The 16,439-nt window shown below is 69.9% G+C and carries 12 protein-coding genes; 4 read left to right on the forward strand and 8 right to left on the reverse strand.

Features of this window, described 5'->3' with window-relative positions; translation table 11 throughout:
• Positions 1 to 69 precede the first annotated feature (69 nt).
• Positions 70 to 2,835, reverse strand: coding sequence for an ATP-binding protein (locus tag ACH34W_RS28380; RefSeq protein WP_395964146.1), 2,766 nt, complete (start codon positions 2,833 to 2,835; stop codon positions 70 to 72).
• Positions 2,836 to 2,964: 129 nt separating this feature from the next.
• Between ACH34W_RS28380 and ACH34W_RS28385 the strand changes: the two genes are divergently transcribed.
• Entirely contained in the window at positions 2,965 to 3,561 is a 597-nt protein-coding gene (locus tag ACH34W_RS28385; protein WP_395964147.1) for a TIGR03086 family metal-binding protein, read from the forward strand.
• Between the two features lie 120 nt (positions 3,562 to 3,681).
• On the opposite strand, the gene ACH34W_RS28390 is transcribed toward ACH34W_RS28385, so the two are convergent.
• The 6 genes from ACH34W_RS28390 to ACH34W_RS28415 form a co-directional block, all read right to left on the reverse strand.
• Complete coding sequence (locus ACH34W_RS28390) at positions 3,682 to 4,944, reverse strand: DUF4032 domain-containing protein (protein WP_395964148.1); 1,263 nt, start codon at positions 4,942 to 4,944, stop codon at positions 3,682 to 3,684.
• A gap of 4 nt (positions 4,945 to 4,948) precedes the next feature.
• Entirely contained in the window at positions 4,949 to 6,286 is a 1,338-nt protein-coding gene (locus tag ACH34W_RS28395; RefSeq protein WP_395964149.1) for an ABC transporter ATP-binding protein, read from the reverse strand.
• Between the two features lie 2 nt (positions 6,287 to 6,288).
• Entirely contained in the window at positions 6,289 to 7,119 is an 831-nt protein-coding gene (locus ACH34W_RS28400) for a carbohydrate ABC transporter permease (RefSeq protein ID WP_395964150.1), read from the reverse strand.
• Positions 7,119 to 8,051 carry a carbohydrate ABC transporter permease gene (locus ACH34W_RS28405; protein WP_395964151.1) on the reverse strand — a complete coding sequence of 311 codons (933 nt, stop codon included), beginning with the start codon at positions 8,049 to 8,051 and terminating at the stop codon, positions 7,119 to 7,121. The genes ACH34W_RS28400 and ACH34W_RS28405 overlap by 1 nt, the downstream gene beginning before the upstream one ends.
• 51 nt (positions 8,052 to 8,102) lie before the next feature.
• Positions 8,103 to 9,464 (reverse strand): extracellular solute-binding protein, encoded by a 1,362-nt coding sequence (locus tag ACH34W_RS28410; protein WP_395964152.1) that lies wholly within the window; start codon positions 9,462 to 9,464, stop codon positions 8,103 to 8,105.
• A gap of 386 nt (positions 9,465 to 9,850) precedes the next feature.
• Positions 9,851 to 10,864, reverse strand: a complete 1,014-nt coding sequence (locus ACH34W_RS28415; protein WP_395964153.1) for an SCO0930 family lipoprotein — start codon at positions 10,862 to 10,864, stop codon at positions 9,851 to 9,853.
• Positions 10,865 to 11,006: 142 nt separating this feature from the next.
• Here ACH34W_RS28415 and ACH34W_RS28420 point away from each other — a divergent pair, with 142 nt between their 5' ends.
• The 3 genes from ACH34W_RS28420 (at position 11,007) to ACH34W_RS28430 (ending at position 14,961) form a co-directional block, all read left to right on the forward strand.
• The gene (locus ACH34W_RS28420) at positions 11,007 to 12,266 is read left to right on the forward strand and encodes a hypothetical protein (RefSeq protein WP_395964154.1); all 1,260 of its coding nucleotides are present in this window, start codon (positions 11,007 to 11,009) and stop codon (positions 12,264 to 12,266) included.
• 53 nt (positions 12,267 to 12,319) lie between these two features.
• Positions 12,320 to 13,408 (forward strand): quinone-dependent dihydroorotate dehydrogenase, encoded by a 1,089-nt coding sequence (locus ACH34W_RS28425; protein ID WP_395964155.1) that lies wholly within the window; start codon positions 12,320 to 12,322, stop codon positions 13,406 to 13,408.
• A 251-nt stretch (positions 13,409 to 13,659) separates the two neighbouring features.
• A complete protein-coding gene (locus ACH34W_RS28430; protein WP_395964156.1) occupies positions 13,660 to 14,961 on the forward strand; it encodes a sodium:proton exchanger in 1,302 nt (433 codons plus the stop codon).
• Here the strand turns inward: ACH34W_RS28430 and ACH34W_RS28435 are convergent.
• A complete protein-coding gene (locus ACH34W_RS28435; RefSeq protein WP_395964157.1) occupies positions 14,930 to 16,417 on the reverse strand; it encodes a methyltransferase in 1,488 nt (495 codons plus the stop codon). The two genes, ACH34W_RS28430 and ACH34W_RS28435, sit on opposite strands and share 32 nt — an antisense overlap.
• Positions 16,418 to 16,439 lie beyond the last annotated feature (22 nt).

A 16,439-nucleotide genomic window follows, 5' to 3' on the forward strand; every position in this document is an offset into this window, starting at 1 on the left:
AGTGCTGACCGGGAACGCACCACCGGCTGACGGCCGCTGACCGCTGCTGACCGCGGGCTAGAGCGCGAGTTAGAGGACTGCGTCGAGATCGAGGCGGGCCAGCTCGGCCCGGGTGGAGACACCGAGCTTGGGGAACGCGTTGTAAAGGTGCTGGCCGACCGTTCGCGGGCTGATCAGCAGTTGCGCCGCGATGTCCCGGTTGGTCGCGCCGGTGGCCGCGAGCCGGGCGACCTGCAGCTCCTGCGGAGTGAGGGACGCGGCCGCCTCGATCTTCGGCTTGCGGGAGCCAGCCCTGTCCCCTGCGGCGCGCAGTTCTTGCCGGGCCCGTTCGGCCCACAGCCGGGCGCCCAGGCGTTCGAAGCTCTCCAGCGCGTTGCGGAGCGGTGTACGGGCCTCACGCTTGCGGCGTTGGCGGCGCAGCCACTCGCCGTACGCAAGCCAGGTCCGCGCCTGCTCGTACGGCTGGTCGCTCTTCTGGTGCAGGCCCAGGGCCTCCATGAAGAGCGCCTCGGCGCAGTCCGCGGGGCTGAGCATCGCGCGGCAGCGCAGCAGGATCGCGACGGCCCACTCCTCCTCGGAACCCGCCGTCCACTCCTCGACCTGATCCAGCGGCCCGCGGGCGGCGTCGGGGCAGTCGATGTGCACTGCGGCGTCGACCAGGTCCGCGACGCTCCGGCTGGCGACGAACGACCAGCCGCGCCAGTGCTCGGACATCCGGTCGAAGGCCGCGCGGTGCCGCCCGAGACCGAGATCGAGCAGCGCGAGCGCCCACTGGCCGCTGAGCACGCTGTGCGGGTACTGGTGGTCCTCGCCGTACCGGATGCCCTCGTTCGCCAGGACACGGCAGCGTTCCTCGTCCCCTTCGAGAGCGGCGAGCCAGCCGAGCCAGCTGCTGAAATGCGCCGTGATCGGGCGGTGCCCGGTGTCGGTCGCCAGTTGCAACCCCTCGGCCGCGGTGACCGCGGCGATCTTGTGACGGCCCAGCAGGATCTGTGCGTACGCGAGGTGGTGGAGCCCCACGGTGAGGTGCCCGATCTGCCCGGTGCCGCGCCAGTCGGCGACCATGGCGGCCGCGAGCTGGTGGACCAGCGCGGGGTCCTGGCCGGCGATGAGCAGCAGCTGCGCGGTGAACTGCCGCAGCCAGTCGGTCTCCGGCACGACGTCGCGCGCCCGAGCGGCGAACGCGCGCAGCAACGGGTACGCACCGGGTACGTCGTCGCTCCCCAGGCGGCTGAGCGCCTCCACCGCACCGATGTAAGGAACGACCGGATCGTCCGGGGCCAGCCGCAGCTCCCGGAGCTGCGCGACGCCGTCGGCGACCACCTCGGCGTCGGCGCCGTGCCAGGCGTTGTGCACGCCGATCACCAGGAGCTTGCCGGACCACCCCGGGTGCACCTCGGCGACCTGCCGCGCTCCGCAGATGAGCGCCCGTCCCGACTCGCGCGGCGAGCCGCTCTCGAACTCCACCAGCCCGCGCACGACGGCCAGCAGGGCATGGTCGGCCGGGTCCTCGGCTGCCTTCGCGAACCGTTCGGCCAGCTTGGCGGCACGGTCGAACTGGCCGGCGTCGGTCGCGGCGAGCGCCGCCGCGGCACCCCGGCGGACCACCTCCCTCGGGTCGGTGGTGAGCTGCGCGGCACGTTCGTAGGCGGCGACCACGGCGGCGTGGCCGTTGCGTTCGGCAGCTCGCCGCGCGGTGCGTTCGAGCATGTCGGCGACCTCGTCGTCGGGCCCGGTGGCGGCGGCGGCCAGCTGCCAGGCACGGCGGTCGGCGTCCTGGTCCTCGTCCCAGGCACGGGCGAGGGCCTGGTGCGCGGCGCTGCGTTCGGCCAGTACGGCACGCTGGTAGGCGGCCGAGCGCACCAGCGGATGGCGGAAGCGCAGCACGCCCCCGCTCACCGTGAGCAGCCCCGCCCGCTCGGCGGGCTCGATGGCGCCGACCGGGATCGCCAGCATGCGTGCGGCGCGCAGCACGACGCCGACCTCGCCCGAGTCGTCGGCCGCGGCGACCGTGAGCAGGCTGCGGGTGCGCGCCGGGAGCCCCTCGATCTGGCTGACGAACGCGCGTTGCACGCGGTGGCCGATCGGCAGCGGGCTCACCGGCGACCAGCCCTCGTCGGCGGCGGAGCGCGGCAGCTCGATCAGGGCCAGCGGGTTGCCGCCGGCCTCGGCGAGCACCCGGTCCCGCACCTGCGCGGGCAGGTCCGGTGACAGGTCGGCGAGCAGTGCGGCCGCGTCCTGTTCGGCGAGCCCGGCGACGCGCAGCTCCGGGATGCCCCGGATCGGCACCACCTCGGGGTCGTCCCGCATGGCGAACACCAGGGCGACGCCTTCACTGCGCAGCCGGCGGGCGGCGAACACGAGTGCCTCCACCGACGCCTGGTCAACCCATTGCGTGTCGTCGACGAGGCACACGAGCGGTTTGTCCTCGGCGAGGTCGGACAACAGCGTCAACGTGGCCAGTCCGACGAGGAACCGGTCTTCTCCCGGCGCCGCCGCCCCGCCCCACCCTCCGCCCAGCGTCCCGACGAGTGCGCCGCGCAGCGCGGCCTCCTGCGGTGCCGCGAGCTCGCTCAGCCGGTCGTCGAGGCGGCCGTCGTAGGCGTTCAGCAGCAGGTGCAGCCCGGCGAACGGCAGCTCCGCCTCGGTCTCGGTCCCCACCGCGCGCAGCACCCGCATCCCGGCGGACTCCGCGGCCTTCGCCGCGTGGTCGAGAAGGGCGGACTTGCCGATCCCCGCCTCGCCGTGGACGCACAGCGCGCCACTCTGGCCCTGCCGCGCTCCGGCCAGCAGCCGGTCGATCACGGCGACCTCTGCCTCCCTGCCGTACAACACCACACCACCCTAGATATGTCTCCTGAGAAATATCTCCCTCAAGGGCCACTTCCGTTCCATCTGGAATAGAGCATTCCGTTCTGATACACTGAGAGAGTCATGAAGCGGGACGACAGAGAGGCCTTAACGATGAGCGACACGACGCAGTGGACGGTTCTGAACGAGGCGCACGAGATCCTGCGCGCGGCCGTCCGGGGAGTCCCCGCCGACGCCTGGACCAAGCCGACCCCGTGCGCCGACTGGAACGTCACCCAGGTGCTCCAGCACGCCACCGGCGACCAGCTCGGTTACGCCGCGTTCATCACCGGCGGTCCGGGCCCGGAGGACAACCCGTTCGCCCCGTCCGGCACGCTCGCAGACAGCCCCGAGGCCGTCGTGGAGAGTGCCATCCAGGCCTCGGCCGCCGCCTGGTCCACCGTCGCCGCGGACGCGGCGGAGGTGCCGGTCCCGATCCCGCCGAACAAGATGACCGCCGAGATCGGCGTCGGCGCCTGCGCGCTGGACGCCGCGGTCCACGGCTGGGACATCGCCGTGGCCACCGGCCAGCCGTCGCCGCTCACCCCCGAGCTGGCCCGCGCGCTCATGCCCGCCGCTCAGGCGACCATCACCGATCCGATCCGGCAGTACGGCATGTACGCAGCGCCGCAGGAGGCTCAGGCGGGCGACGACGATGTGGCCGCGCTGCTGCGCTTCACCGGCCGCAGCCCCAACTGGACGGCCGCCTAAGCCGGACTCAGGCCGCCTGAGCCAGGATCAGGGGGCCTGAGCCAGACGCAGGCGGCCTGAGCCAGGATCAGGCCGCCTGGCAAACCACCAGCAGGCAGTCCACGAGGTGGTTCGGGACGATCACGGAGTTCCGGTGAGGTCGTCGGGGACGTGCGGGAGGACGTTCTCGAAGTAGTCGAGGGCGGCGGCCATGGTCCCGACGTCCTTGCCGGCTCGTTCGGACATGAACCAGCGGTGATCCAGGACCTCCAGGAAGATCTCCACCTCGTCCAGCCTGCCGCGGAGCTCGTCCGGGATCGACTGGACGACCATCTCGTACACCTCGGCCAGCCACCGGTTGGACGCGACCACCTCGGGGATCTGATGGCCCGCCTCCCGCTCGAGATGGGCGCGGAAGGCCGCGATGTCGTTGAGCAGGCGGCGGGCCTGGTTCTCCTGGGCGTCGATCCCGGTGCGGGTGTAGAGGATCCGGCGGTGATGACCGGGCTCGGCGACCCGAGTGCGCACCCGCATGCGGATGCCCTTGCCATCCGCGTCTCCGTCGGTACCGACGCCGACGCCGGCGTCTGTGTCGGCGTCGACCAGCTCCACCTCGTCGACGTCGAAGCCGAGCTCGTTGATGCGGCGCAGCCGTTCGGCGATGCGGTACTGCTGGTCGTCGGGGTGCAGGCTCTCCTCGCGGGTGAGCTCGTCCCAGAGCGCCTCGTACCGGTGCACCACGTCGTCGGCGACCTCGACCGGATCCACCTCGGGCGGGAGCTGCCCGGCGGCGAAGAGGTCGAAGAGCTCGCCGGCGATGCGTTCGCGCGCGAGGTCGACGTCGTAGTGCCGCTGCCCCTCGCTCAGCCCCGACGGATGCAGCTCGGCGGTCTCGGCGTCCACGTGGTACGCCGCGAACGCACCCGCGTCGAGCCGGAACAGCGTGTTGGACAACGAGCAATCGCCCCACATGAAACCCGCCAGGTGCAGCCGCACGAGCAGCTCCACCAGGGCGTCGAGCAGCCGGTCGGTGGGATGGTGCCCCCCGCGCGGGTTGGCGAAGAGCGACCGGTACGAGATGGCGTGGTCGAGGTAGCGGGTCACCAGGATCGCGTCGAGGTCGGGGCCGCGGTCGACGACGGCCCCGACCACCTCGACCGCGGGCAGCCCGAGCTCGTGGAGCTGCCGCAGCAACCCGTACTCGCGGCGGGCCAGCCGTTCGTGCAGCTCCTTCAGCGCGTAGAGCGTCCCGCCCTCCGCGACGAACCGCACCACGTGCCGCGACAAGCCGCGCTGCCGGATCTCCACCAGCCGTTCGTCGGTCCAGTGCTCCAGCGGCAACCGCCACGGGAGGGTGAGGAGCCCCGCGGCCGCCTGCCCCGGTGGCCTGAAGACGAAATGCATCAGGTCAGTCGGGGCTCGTGGGCGGCTCTTGGTCGGGTTTCACCTTCGTCCCGCCGTTATTGGCCTGGCCGGTTGAGGTCTGGCCGGTCGGAGCCTGGCCGGCTTGGGCTTGGCGCTGCCGCAGCCGGGCTTGTTCGGCCTGGCGGCCCAGCGCCGCGACCCGTTCCTCGTCACGGGTGAGGTTCTCGCCGGTCGCCGGGTCGAAGATGTGCGCCCGGCTCGTGTCGATCCACAGCTCGGCCTCCTGCCCCTCGGTGATCATGCTGGCCGGGTCGAGGGCGACGACGGCCTGCGTGCGCAGCTGGTCACTGTCCAGCTCCCGGGACAGGTCGCGCAGCTGGGCGGCCAGATCCTCGGGCGCCTCGTAGGGCACGTAGGCGTACAGCTCGTTGCCCAGCCACTCGGTGACGTCGACGTGCGCCTGGACGACGGTGCCGCGGGCCCGTTTCTCGTCGCTCACCAGCGAGGCGTCCTCGAAATGCTCCGGCCGGATGCCGACCAGCACCACCTCGCGGTCGCCGATCTCGGCGGCCGTGATCTTGTCGGGCAGGCCGAAGCGGCCCAGCGGAGTGTCCAGGAACGTGCCCTCGGCTGTGCTGTCGAGCGTGGCGGGCAGGAAGTTCATCGACGGCGAGCCGATGAACCCGGCCACGAACAGGTTGGCCGGCTCCTCGTACAGCTCGCGCGGGCTGCCGACCTGCTGGAGCACGCCCTTGCGCAGCACCGCGACCCGGTCGCCGAGCGTCATGGCCTCGGTCTGGTCGTGCGTCACGTACACCGTGGTCACGCCGAGCCTCCGCTGGAGGCGGGAGATCTCGGCACGCATCTGACCGCGCAGTTTGGCGTCCAGGTTGGACAGCGGCTCGTCGAACAGGAACGCGTCGGCCTGCCGCACGATCGCGCGGCCCATCGCCACCCGCTGCCGCTGCCCGCCGGACAGGTTGGCGGGCTTGCGCTCCAGGTGCTCGGTCAGCTCCAGGAGCTCGGCGGTCTCGGTGACGCGGCGGCGCACCTCCTCGTCGGGCTTCTTGGCGAGCCGCAACGGGAACGCGATGTTCTCGAAAACGGTGAGGTGCGGGTAGAGGGCGTAGTTCTGGAAGACCATCGACAGGTTGCGCTGCCGCGGCGCGATCTTGTTGACCACCCTGTCGGCGATCTTCATCTCGCCGGAGGTGATGTCCTCCAGCCCGACGATCATGCGCAGCAACGTGGACTTCCCGCAGCCGGACGGCCCGACGAGGATCATGAACTCGCCGTCCTGCACGTCCAGGCTGACGTCGTTCACGGCCGGGAAGCCGTCGCCGTACTGCTTGACGATGTTCTTCATGGTGATGGCGGCCATGGCTACCCCTTCACTGCGCCGGACGTCAGCCCGGCCACGATGCGGCGCTGGAACAGCAGGACGATGACCACGACCGGGATGGTCACCACGACGGCCGCGGCGCAGATCGCCGTCGTGGGCTGCTCGAACTGGGAGGCCCCGGTGAAGAACGCCAGTGCCGCCGGGACCGGGCGGGCATTGTCGGTCGAGGTCAGCGAGATCCCGAACACGAAGTCGTTCCAGCAGAAGAAGAACGTCAGGATCGCCGCGGTGAAGACCCCGGGCGCGGCCAGCGGCACGATCACCTTGCGGAACGCCTGCCAGGTGGTGGCGCCGTCGACCTGCGCGGCCTGCTCCATCTCCCACGGGATCTCGCGGAAGAACGCCGACAACGTCCAGATCGCCAGCGGCAGTGCGAACGAGATGTAAGGGATGATCAAGCCGGGCCAGGTGTCGTACAGCCCGATGTTGCGCCACAGGTCGAACAGCGGGCCGACCAGCGACACCACCGGGAACATCGCGATGGCCAGCGCGAACGACAGGATCGCCCGCTTGCCCGGGAACTCCAGCCGGGCGATCGCGTACGCCACCAGGGTCGCGAACGTCACCCCGACGACCGTGGCGATCAGCGAGATGCCGATCGAGTTGATGAGCGCGGAGGTGAAGATGCTGGTGTCGAAGACGGTCTCGTAGTTCTGCCAGGTCCAGTCCTTGGGCAAGAAGCCCTTGACGTTGCCGACCTCACCCGGCTGCTTGAACGACAGCGACACGATCCAGAGCGTCGGCAGAAGCGTCCAGAGCAGGATCAGCAGCGCGCCAGCGAGCCACAACCATCGGGAACGTGCGGTGTCCATCAGCGTTCTCCCCTCGCCTGCGCCAGATCGACCCGGAAGCCCTTGATGAACACCGCCGCGATGAGCACCACGGACAGGAACAGCAGCACGCCGACCGCGTCACCGAGCCCGATCGCCGTGCGCGTGATCGTCTGCCGGTATGTCAGGAACGACAGGCTCTCGGTCTGGTTCTGGCCCGCCGTCATCACGAAGATGCTGTCGAAGATCCGCCAAGCGTCGAGAGTGCGGAACAACACCGCGACGAGGATGGCGGCCTTCATGTTGGGGATGGTCACCCGCCACAACCGCTGCCAGGCGGTCGCGCCGTCCACGGTGGCAGCCTCGCCGAGGTCGCGCGGCACCTGCGCCAGCCCGGCCAGCAGCAGCAGCGACACGAACGGCGTGGTCTTCCACACCTCGGACAGGATGATGACCGACAACGACGACCAGCGCCCGGTGAACCAAGCGTAGTCGCCGAGGCCGAGCCATCCGTTGACGAACCCCGAGTTGAGGTCGAAGGCGTAGCGCCAGGCGAACGCCGAGATCACGGTGACGATGCCGTACGGGATGAGGATCGAGGTCCGGACGGTCCGCCGCATGAAGATCGCGCGATGCATGACCATCGCGAACGCGAACCCGAGAACGAGCTCAATGCCGACGGTCACCGCCGTGACGAAGAACGTGGTGAACACGTCCTGCCAGAACAGGCCGTCGGTCAGCGCGGTGATGTAGTTGCCGAACCAGACGAAGCGCCGGTCGTCCGGAGCGGTCAGCCGGTAGCTGAACAGCGACAGGTAGAGGGCGTTGAGCAGCGGATACGCGGTGACCAGCAACATCACCACGATGGCGGGGGCCGAGAGCAGCAGGCCCAGCCGGCGCTCCGACTTCGCCCGATCGGTGATCTCTGCGCGGCCGGTGCCTGCGGGGAGCGGTTCGTCCGGGGTGCCGGTCATGGTTCTCTCCTGTGACTCATGGCCGTTCTGTTCTTCATGGCCCTCCTCCGGTCACAGCAGCCGCTGGTCGCGCAGCACCTTGGGGATGAAGTCGTCGGTTTCCTTCGGAGTCGAGTTGGGGTTGACCGAGGCCGGCGGGTGCCACTTGCTCTGCACGCCGCTGGACACGTCCGGGTAGTACGGCGTGATCGGGCGCGGCGCGGCGGCGTTGATGGAGTCGCGGATCAGCGTGGCCATCGGGAACTGCTTGACGATCTCGGGATCGTCGAAGACCGCCGGGCGGGCCGCCGGATTGCCCTCGGCGAGCATGTAGGCCTTCATGTTCGGCTCGCTGGTGATGCATCGGGCGGCCTCGACCGCCTCGTTCTCGTGCTTGCCATACGCGCCGATGCCCAGGCTGATGCCGCCCAGCGGCGGCTTGCTCTGCTGGCCGGCCGTCACCTGCGGGTAGCGCGCCCAGCCGATGTCGGCGGGGATGCTCTTGTCGATGACGCCCGCCTCGGCGTCGGCGAGGTCGGCCGCGTAGATGTACGGCCAGTTGATCATGAAGCCGCCGCGGGCGCCGTTGAAGGTGTTGCGCGCCTGGTCCTCGATCTCGGTGGAGAGCGTCGGGCTGGCCGCCCTGGACCGTGCCAGCTTGGAGATGATCGCCGCCGTCGCCCGGCCCGCCGGGCTCTCGAACTCGACGGTCGCGTCGGAGCCGCGTTCGGGGTTGGTGATGATGCGGCCGCCCGCGGAGGCCATGAGGGCGCTGATCCACACCATGTAGCCCTCGTACTTGTTGCCGGTGACCGCGACCGTGGTGTTGCTTCGCAGGGCGGCGTCGATCAGCTTGTCCCAGGTGAAGTCGGCGGCGGTGGGATCGACGCCGGCCTTCTGGGCGGCTGACTTGCGGTACCAGAGGAGCTGCGTGTTGGCCCAGAACGGCGCCGCGTAGAGCTTGCCCTCCCACCGCGCGTTCTCGACCGAGGCGGGGAAGACGCCCTGGGTGAACTGCGTCTCCTCCGCCGAGCTGAACGGTCGGAGGAAGCCCGCGTTGGCGGCCTCCGCGATGAACACAGGGTCGAGGCTCATCAGGTCGAGGCCGGAGTCCTTGGCGGCGAGCCGCCGGACGAGTTGTTCGCGTTGCTGGGTCGCGTCGTTCGGCAGCACCGAGGTCTTGATGCGGTACTTGCCGTTCGCGGCCTGGGTGCAGGCCGCGGCGAGCTTGGCCTGCCCGCCGTTGTCGGGGTTGGTGTACCAGGTGAGGGTCGGCGTCCCGCTTTCGCCGCCGCAGGCGGTCAGGCCGCCCGCCAGCAGGACCAGCGCCACCGAAGCGCGCAGGGGGCCCGCACGGCTTGTCCGGCTCCGGCGGCCACGCCGCCCGCCGCCGCGTCGTCCTCGTCCGGCCCGTGCTCGCTCGACCTTGCCCATCAGGCCTCCCGAAGCTCCGCTCGACCTGCGCGGACTCGCCTCTCCGAGGCCGCGGCCGAGCGGGCGGATTGATCTCCACTCAAACACCGGTATCGGAGGCTGTCGAGCACGGATGCATGACAGGTGAGTAAAGGGCAACCCAAGAGACACATTATTCACACGGGCATCAACCGTGAATCGAGCATCACCGGCAAGGCGCTGGGCATGAATCCGACGCTGGGCATGAACGACAGGGCATGAATCCGGGATGAAAGAGTTGCGGCGTGTTGGTCACCCGGGGACCCACCGGATGACCAACACGCCGCAAGTCGAGAGGTGCGGATATGGCGCCTAGAGCGGAGCTAGCTGGCTCTTAGAGCGGAACTGGCTCTTGGAGTGGATTCGGCTCAGTAGCCGCCACCGTAGCCGCCGCCGTCACCGCCGCCGGCCTTGGCGGTGATCTTCTTGCCCTCCGGGGAGACGGCCCACCAGACGTTCTGCACGGCCTGGCCCTTGGTGTCGCCGGCCTTGGCGTCCTTGGCGAAGTAATACATGGGCCAGCCGTTGATGAGGAGCTGGCACTCACCGGGCTTGCCGTCCTTGCGCTCGATGAAGCTGATCAGGCTCTTGTCGACGCCCGAGACCTTGAGCTTCTTGAAGCCGTTGAAGCGCACGATCGGCCACTTCGCGCGGCAGTCGCCGAAGCAGTTGCTGACCTTCGGCTTGTCCTTGTCGAACCGGTACATCGTGCGGCCCTTGCCGTCCGTCACGATCATGCCGAGGGCCGGGTCCTGGCGCACCTTGATGGTGGTCCAGCCTGCCCAGCCACCCCCGCCTCCGCCGCCTTCGTTCTGCTGCGGCGGCTGGTTGGGCTCGGCCGCCTTGGCGGCGGCCTTCTTGCCGGTGGGCGCGGCGGCGTACCAGGTGCCCTGGACACCCTGCCCGTTGGCGTCGCCCGGGCTCTGGTCCTTGGCGTACCGGTAGAGCGGCCAGCCTCCGAGGGTGACCTGCCATTTGCCGTCAGGCCGCTTGACCTTTCCGACGAGCGACTCGTCCACACCCTTCACCTGGACGGCGGCCTGGCTGGCCATCACCGGCGGCCAGGCCGTCGCACACTCCTCCAGGCACGTAGAGGCAGGAGGTCTGGCGGTGTCCTTGTCGAACCGGTAAAGCGTGCGGCCCTCACCGTCGGTGACGACCTTGCCCAGCTTGCTCACGCTGGCGACTTCCAGGGCGGGGCTCTCGGGTGCCGCGGGCTCATTGGCCGGTTGCTGCGGCTGCTGCGGTTGCTGTACCTGTTGCGCCGAACCCGCCGAGGTGTTCTTCTGATTTCCACCCGTCTCCTGGCCACAGGCCGTGAGGAGAACTCCAGACGCGGTCAGGGCGGCCGCCGCGGGGATCGCCCAGCGTGGGAATTCCATGTCGTGCCCTCCATGTGAGTCGCTTTCGCTCGAGGCGGAGCAGCCGCACCGCTCTCCCCGGATCGAGGGGCAGTACGGGCGTGAACGGCGAACGGGTTCAATGCGTCAGACTTCGAACAGCCGGAACGAGGGGAGCACGACGGTGACCACGGCAAGGAGGACAGACGAAGAACCGGTCAATCTGACCAAGGCACCGTCGGAGGGATCCGAGGGTCCTGCCCAGGCGTTCCCCGCCGCACCAGCGCGTTCCTCGGTCCCGGCGGGGCCGGCCTGGATCGTGATCCCGGCCCGGATCGTCGCGCTGGTCGTCGTGCTGCCGATCCGGCTCGTGTACGACCTGCTCGTGGTCGCCGGCCGCGGCCTCAAGGCGGGCCTGAACGGCGTGTTGTGGGCGTTGGCGTGGCCGTTCCGCCAGCTCTACACGTGGGTGCTGCGCCCCCTGGGCCTGGGCATCGCGGCCGTGGGCCGGGCCATCGGTGCCGGGTTGGCCTGGGTGGGATCCGGTCTGGCCTGGCTGTTCAACGTCACGATCGTGAGCCCGCTCGGCTGGCTGCTGAACGTCGTCGTGCTCGGCTTCCTGCGGATGTTCGGCCGGGGCAGCGGTCGCCTCGGCCGCTGGTTCTACCGGATGGTGCTCTCCCCGATCGGCCGCTTCTTCGCGTACGTGGGCAGGGGCGTCGGCGCGGGCCTCCTCGCGACGTGGCAGGGGCTCCTGTGGCTGCTCAACGTCCTCATCGTCGTCCCTCTGAGCTTCGTCGGCGGCGGTCTCAAGTGGCTCCTTGTCGGCGCCGGTCACGTGATCGCGTACGTCGCGAAGGGCGTCGCCACCGGCATCGCATGGTTGTTCGCAGTGCTCATCGTGCTGCCGCTGGCGCTGCTGTGGCAGTACGTTCTGCGCCCGCCCCTGGCCGGTCTCGCCTGGTTGTGCCGGCTGATCGGCTCCGGGCTCGCCTACGTCGGCCGCGGCATCGGCACCGGGCTCGCCTACATCGGCCGCGGCATCGGCACCGGGCTCCTCGCGGGATGGCGCGCCACCGCGGGCGCGCTCAGCTGGGCGTGGCGCATGGCGGGCCGCATCCTGCGGTGGCTGGGCCGCGTCCTCTTCGTGATCCCCGCGCTGGCGATCTGGAACTACGTTCTCAGGCCCGTCCTTCATGGCCTCGCCGAGGGCGCCCGGATGGCCGGTCGTTTCCTGCGCTGGCTCTGGAACGTCTTCGTCGCCACCCCGGCTCGCTGGGTCCGCGACGCCGTGCTCCGCCCGGCCAGGACCATGGTCCGGGAGATCTGGCGGATCACCGTCCGCGAACCCGCACGCTGGATGAACGCGAGCATCGTCGCCCCCGTACGCCAGACCGGCCGCGACGTCCGGCTCCAGATTCGCCGCTCGTTCCGCCGGACCTGACGAACGGACCCCGGCGCACGGGCTCAACTGATTCATTGAGACAATCGGCCACGATGTACAAGCTGCTGTTCACCCAGGTCATCGCCCGCTTCATGGACGCCGAGACGGCGCACCACACGACCATGCGGGGGTTGCGCGCGATCCAGCGTGCGGGTGCCGCCCCGCTGATCCGCAGGATCCTGGCGCCGCGCGACCCCGCGTTGACCGTGCGCGCGCTCGGCCTGGAGTTCTCCGGGCCTCTGGGGCTGGCCGCCGGATTCGACAAGGACGCCGTGGCGTACGAGGCGCTCGGCGCGTTCGGCTTCAGCCACGTCGAGATCGGGACGGTGACCGGGCAGGCGCAGCCGGGCAACCCCAAGCCCCGGTCCTGGCGGTTGCTGCCAGATCGGGCCGTCATCAACCGGATGGGCTTCAACAACGAGGGATCCGCGGCCGCGGCGGCACGGCTGCGCGAACGGCGGCCGGGGACGATCGTGGGCGTCAACATCGGCAAGACCAAACTGGTACCCGAGGCGGAGGCCGCCGCCGACTACGTGACGAGCACCGAGCGCCTGGCTCCCTATGCCGACTACCTCGTGGTGAACGTGAGCTCCCCCAACACTCCCGGCCTCCGTGACCTGCAGGCGGTCGAGCACCTGCGGCCCCTGCTGGCCGCCGTACGGGAGGCCGCCGACCGGGTGACCCGGCACCGGGTCCCGCTGCTCGTCAAGATCGCCCCCGACCTCGCGGACGGCGACGTGGACGCGGTGGCGGACCTCGCCCTGGAACTGGGCCTGGACGGGATCATCGCCACCAACACCACCATCGGTCGCGAGGGACTGGCGAGCGATCCCGAACTGGTCAAGGAGACCGGCGGGCTCTCGGGTGCGCCCCTCAAGGAGCGTTCGGTCCAGGTGCTCAGGCGGCTCCGGGCTCGCACCGGCGACCGGCTGGTGCTGATCTCGGTCGGCGGCATCGAGACCGCCGACGACGTGTGGGAACGCCTCCGCGCCGGGGCCACCCTCGTCCAGGGCTACACCGGGATGATCTACGGCGGTCCGCTCTGGGCACATCGCATCAATCGCGATCTCTCCCGCCGCCTGCGCGGCAGCGCCTTTGGAGCCATCACCGACCTGGCTGGCAATTCTCGTTCAGCGGGCTGAGCCACTAAAACGGAGCCATAACATTTCCCTGAGAAATGGCTGGCATCATCCATTTAATAGAATCCAGACGGCCGTGCATCGATCGATGCAACGCCCATTCCGAGCCTTCTGAGCAGGCATTTCACCGTACGCAGATGATCTAGTCGATCCCTGGGGTGGCACTCAGCCAACTGAATGCGAGAAGCGTTTCTTTGCCCTCCGGCGACGGGGGCTATGGTGTTTCCAGACCCGAATGGCGGCACCGTGCAGGTATGTCCGCTGAGACGATGTCGCGCGCGACCCTGAACACCCGTGTCGCCGTCACGCTGGCCATCGCCCTGCCGGCGGTCGTGCTCCGGTTGTCAGGGATGCATGTGGCACCGGTGGCGGGCATGATCGTCTTCGGTGCGGGGGTGCTCGCCGCGGCCGTGGTGCTGATGTGGGCGGCGGAGACGGCGCGCGCGGACATGTCGGGGGCACTTGCACTGGCCCTGCTGGCCCTGATCGCGGTACTCCCCGAGTACGCGGTGGACCTCTACTACGCGTTCCAGGCGGGTTCCAAGCCGGAGTACACCTCGTACGCCGCGGCCAACATGACCGGCGCGAACCGGCTGCTCGTCGGTGTCGGCTGGGCGCTGGTGGTGCTCGCGTTCGCGCTCGGCGCGCGGCGGCTGGCCAAGCGCGGCGAACCGGTGCCGGCCCGGCGGGACGTTCACCTCGCCGGACACCACCGCATCGAGCTCGGGTTCCTGGCCATCGCGGCGGTCATCGCGTTCATCCCGCCGCTGGTCAGTGAGATCGGCTGGTACGTCTCCATCCTGCTCATCGCCCTCTACATCGCGTACATCGTCCGGATCGCCGGATCCGGCGCCGAGGACGTCGAGCAACTGGTCGGCGTCCCGGCCGTGCTGGTCGAGCTGCCCACTAAGCAGCGCCGCGCGGTCACCGGGGGCGGTTTCCTGCTGGGCGCACTGATCATCTTCGCCTCGGCCGAGCCGTTCGCCGAGTCGCTCGTCGAGGCGGGCGCAAGCCTGGGCATCGACGAGTTCCTGCTCGTGCAGTGGCTGGCGCCCCTGGCCTCCGAGGCGCCGGAGCTGATCGTCGCCGTGGTCTTCGCCTGGCGGCTGCGCGACAACGACGCGATCGGCGCGCTGCTGTCCAGCAAGGTGAACCAATGGACGCTGCTCATCGGCAGCCTGCCACTGGCCTACAAGGCCGGTGGCGGCGACTGGTCGCTTCCGCTTGACTCCCGGCAGACCGAAGAGGTGTTGCTGACCGCCGCCCAGACCGTGCTCGGGCTGGCCATGCTGATCGACCTCTACTTCAGGCGGGCGGAGGCGGCGCTCCTGTTCGTGCTGTTCGCGATCCAGTTCGTGCTGCCGGGGGAGGCGGCCCGGCTGTGGTTGTCGGTGGTCTACCTGGCGATCGGGTTCTCGATCCTCATCATGCGGCACCGCGAGCTCGGGAAGGCGATGGCGATGGCGGTCGCTCCCCGGAGAGGACGTCGCGCCCCCCGGAGAGGACGTCGCGGCCGGAGACCGGTCAGGCGATCTCGAAAAAGCCGTCGGCGATGAGTTCGGGCAGGACGGCGGCCGCGTGTGCCCGTACACGATCGGGGTCCATCTCGGTGAGCTGGGCGATGGCGGACAGCAGGGGTTCCAGCGGTAGCGAGCCGTCGCAGACGCCGGCCAGCCCGGCCTCCACCGTCCCGACCCCGGCCGCGCGGTGCAGCCGATCGGTCTGCCGGAGCAGGATCCGCTCTGGATCCTCGGCGCCGGGCGGGCCGATCTGCTCCTGAACGATCCCGCCGGCGGCACGAAGTGACAGCCGGGCCAGGGCCCCCTCCTGTGCACAGGCTGTGGAAAACTTTTCGGCCTCTCTCAGCCCGGCGAGGACCTGGTCCACATAGGCCCCGACAGGTTGTTCCACGGCATGCCGCAACTCTTCGATCCGTACGACGGGCCGGGCGGTGTCCGTGCGCCGCAAGGTGATCCAGCCGAATCCGATCCCCGTCACCCGCTGCTGCTCGAAGTACTCCAGCCACGCGTCGTACCGCGCCGCGTACTCGGGCGTCCCGGCCTCGACCGAGTCGCGCAGCCAGAGCTCGCAGTACTCGGCCGGATCCTGGACGTCGCGCTGCACCACCCAGGCGTCACAACCCGATTCGCGGACCCACGCGCCGACGCGCTCCTCCCACGGCACACCCTCGATATGCAGCCAGTTCGCCAGCAACTGGCACGTGCCGGCCTCGTTCAGCAGCCCCGGCCCCTCAACGACCAGACGGCGGCAGAACTCGTCGCCGTGCAGCCCCGATTCGCGGTAGACGAAACCGCCCTCGGGTGGCGCGATCACGAACGGCGGATTGGAGACGATCAAGTCGAAGGTCCGGCCCCGTACCGGCTCCAGCAGTGACCCCTGTAGGGCCTCCACTCCCTCGACCTCGGAGAGCGCGAAGCTCAGCGCCGACAGTTCGAGGGCCCGCGCGTTGACATCCGTCACTGTGATCGCGCGCGGCCCGAGCTCCCGCGCCAGATGCACAGCCTGAACGCCACATCCCGTCCCAAGATCAAGCGCGTTATCCACAGGCCTGTGGACAACCAGCCGCGCCAGGCTGCCCGAGGCACCCCCCACGCCGACCACATGATCAGGCTTGAGGAGGACACCGGCCCCAGGCCTTGCCTTGAGATCGGACACCGCGTATCCGGCATGGCCTGTGCCGCTCACCGACTCCAACGGCTCGGCATGCACCAGGGCCCGCAGCTCGCCACCGGACCGTTCCGCCAGCCCCACCGCCACGAGGTCGTCGGCCACATCCTTCACAGCGGCCTCGTCGACCGCCACCTGCAGCCAGAACAGCCGGATGAACGCCTCCAGCGGCGACCCGCCACCCGTGGCCCGCAACGCCGGCACGATCTCGTCCCGCGCCAGCGCCCCGCCCGCGACCGGGCCGAGCAACTCCCGTACACCCGCGACGGTGTACTCCGCGTACTCCGCGAAAGCGCCGCGAACGCGGCTCAGCGAATCAGACACCCGCCCTATCCTGCCCGCCTCA

Origin of the sequence: Actinomadura sp. 6N118 (assembly GCF_044326415.1) — a bacterium.
Lineage (GTDB): Bacteria > Actinomycetota > Actinomycetes > Streptosporangiales > Streptosporangiaceae > Spirillospora.

What these genes read in the sequence shown, in the direction of transcription:
- ACH34W_RS28385 (WP_395964147.1), top strand. Translation starts at nt 2,965, where the DNA reads ATGAGCGACACGACGCAGTGGACGGTTCTGAACGAGGCGCACGAGATC.
- ACH34W_RS28390 (WP_395964148.1), bottom strand. Translation starts at nt 4,944, where the DNA reads ATGCATTTCGTCTTCAGGCCACCGGGGCAGGCGGCCGCGGGGCTCCTC.
- ACH34W_RS28395 (WP_395964149.1), bottom strand. Translation starts at nt 6,286, where the DNA reads ATGGCCGCCATCACCATGAAGAACATCGTCAAGCAGTACGGCGACGGC.
- ACH34W_RS28400 (WP_395964150.1), bottom strand. Translation starts at nt 7,119, where the DNA reads ATGGACACCGCACGTTCCCGATGGTTGTGGCTCGCTGGCGCGCTGCTG.
- ACH34W_RS28405 (WP_395964151.1), bottom strand. Translation starts at nt 8,051, where the DNA reads ATGACCGGCACCCCGGACGAACCGCTCCCCGCAGGCACCGGCCGCGCA.
- ACH34W_RS28410 (WP_395964152.1), bottom strand. Translation starts at nt 9,464, where the DNA reads ATGGGCAAGGTCGAGCGAGCACGGGCCGGACGAGGACGACGCGGCGGC.
- ACH34W_RS28415 (WP_395964153.1), bottom strand. Translation starts at nt 10,864, where the DNA reads ATGGAATTCCCACGCTGGGCGATCCCCGCGGCGGCCGCCCTGACCGCG.
- ACH34W_RS28425 (WP_395964155.1), top strand. Translation starts at nt 12,320, where the DNA reads ATGTACAAGCTGCTGTTCACCCAGGTCATCGCCCGCTTCATGGACGCC.
- ACH34W_RS28430 (WP_395964156.1), top strand. Translation starts at nt 13,660, where the DNA reads ATGTCCGCTGAGACGATGTCGCGCGCGACCCTGAACACCCGTGTCGCC.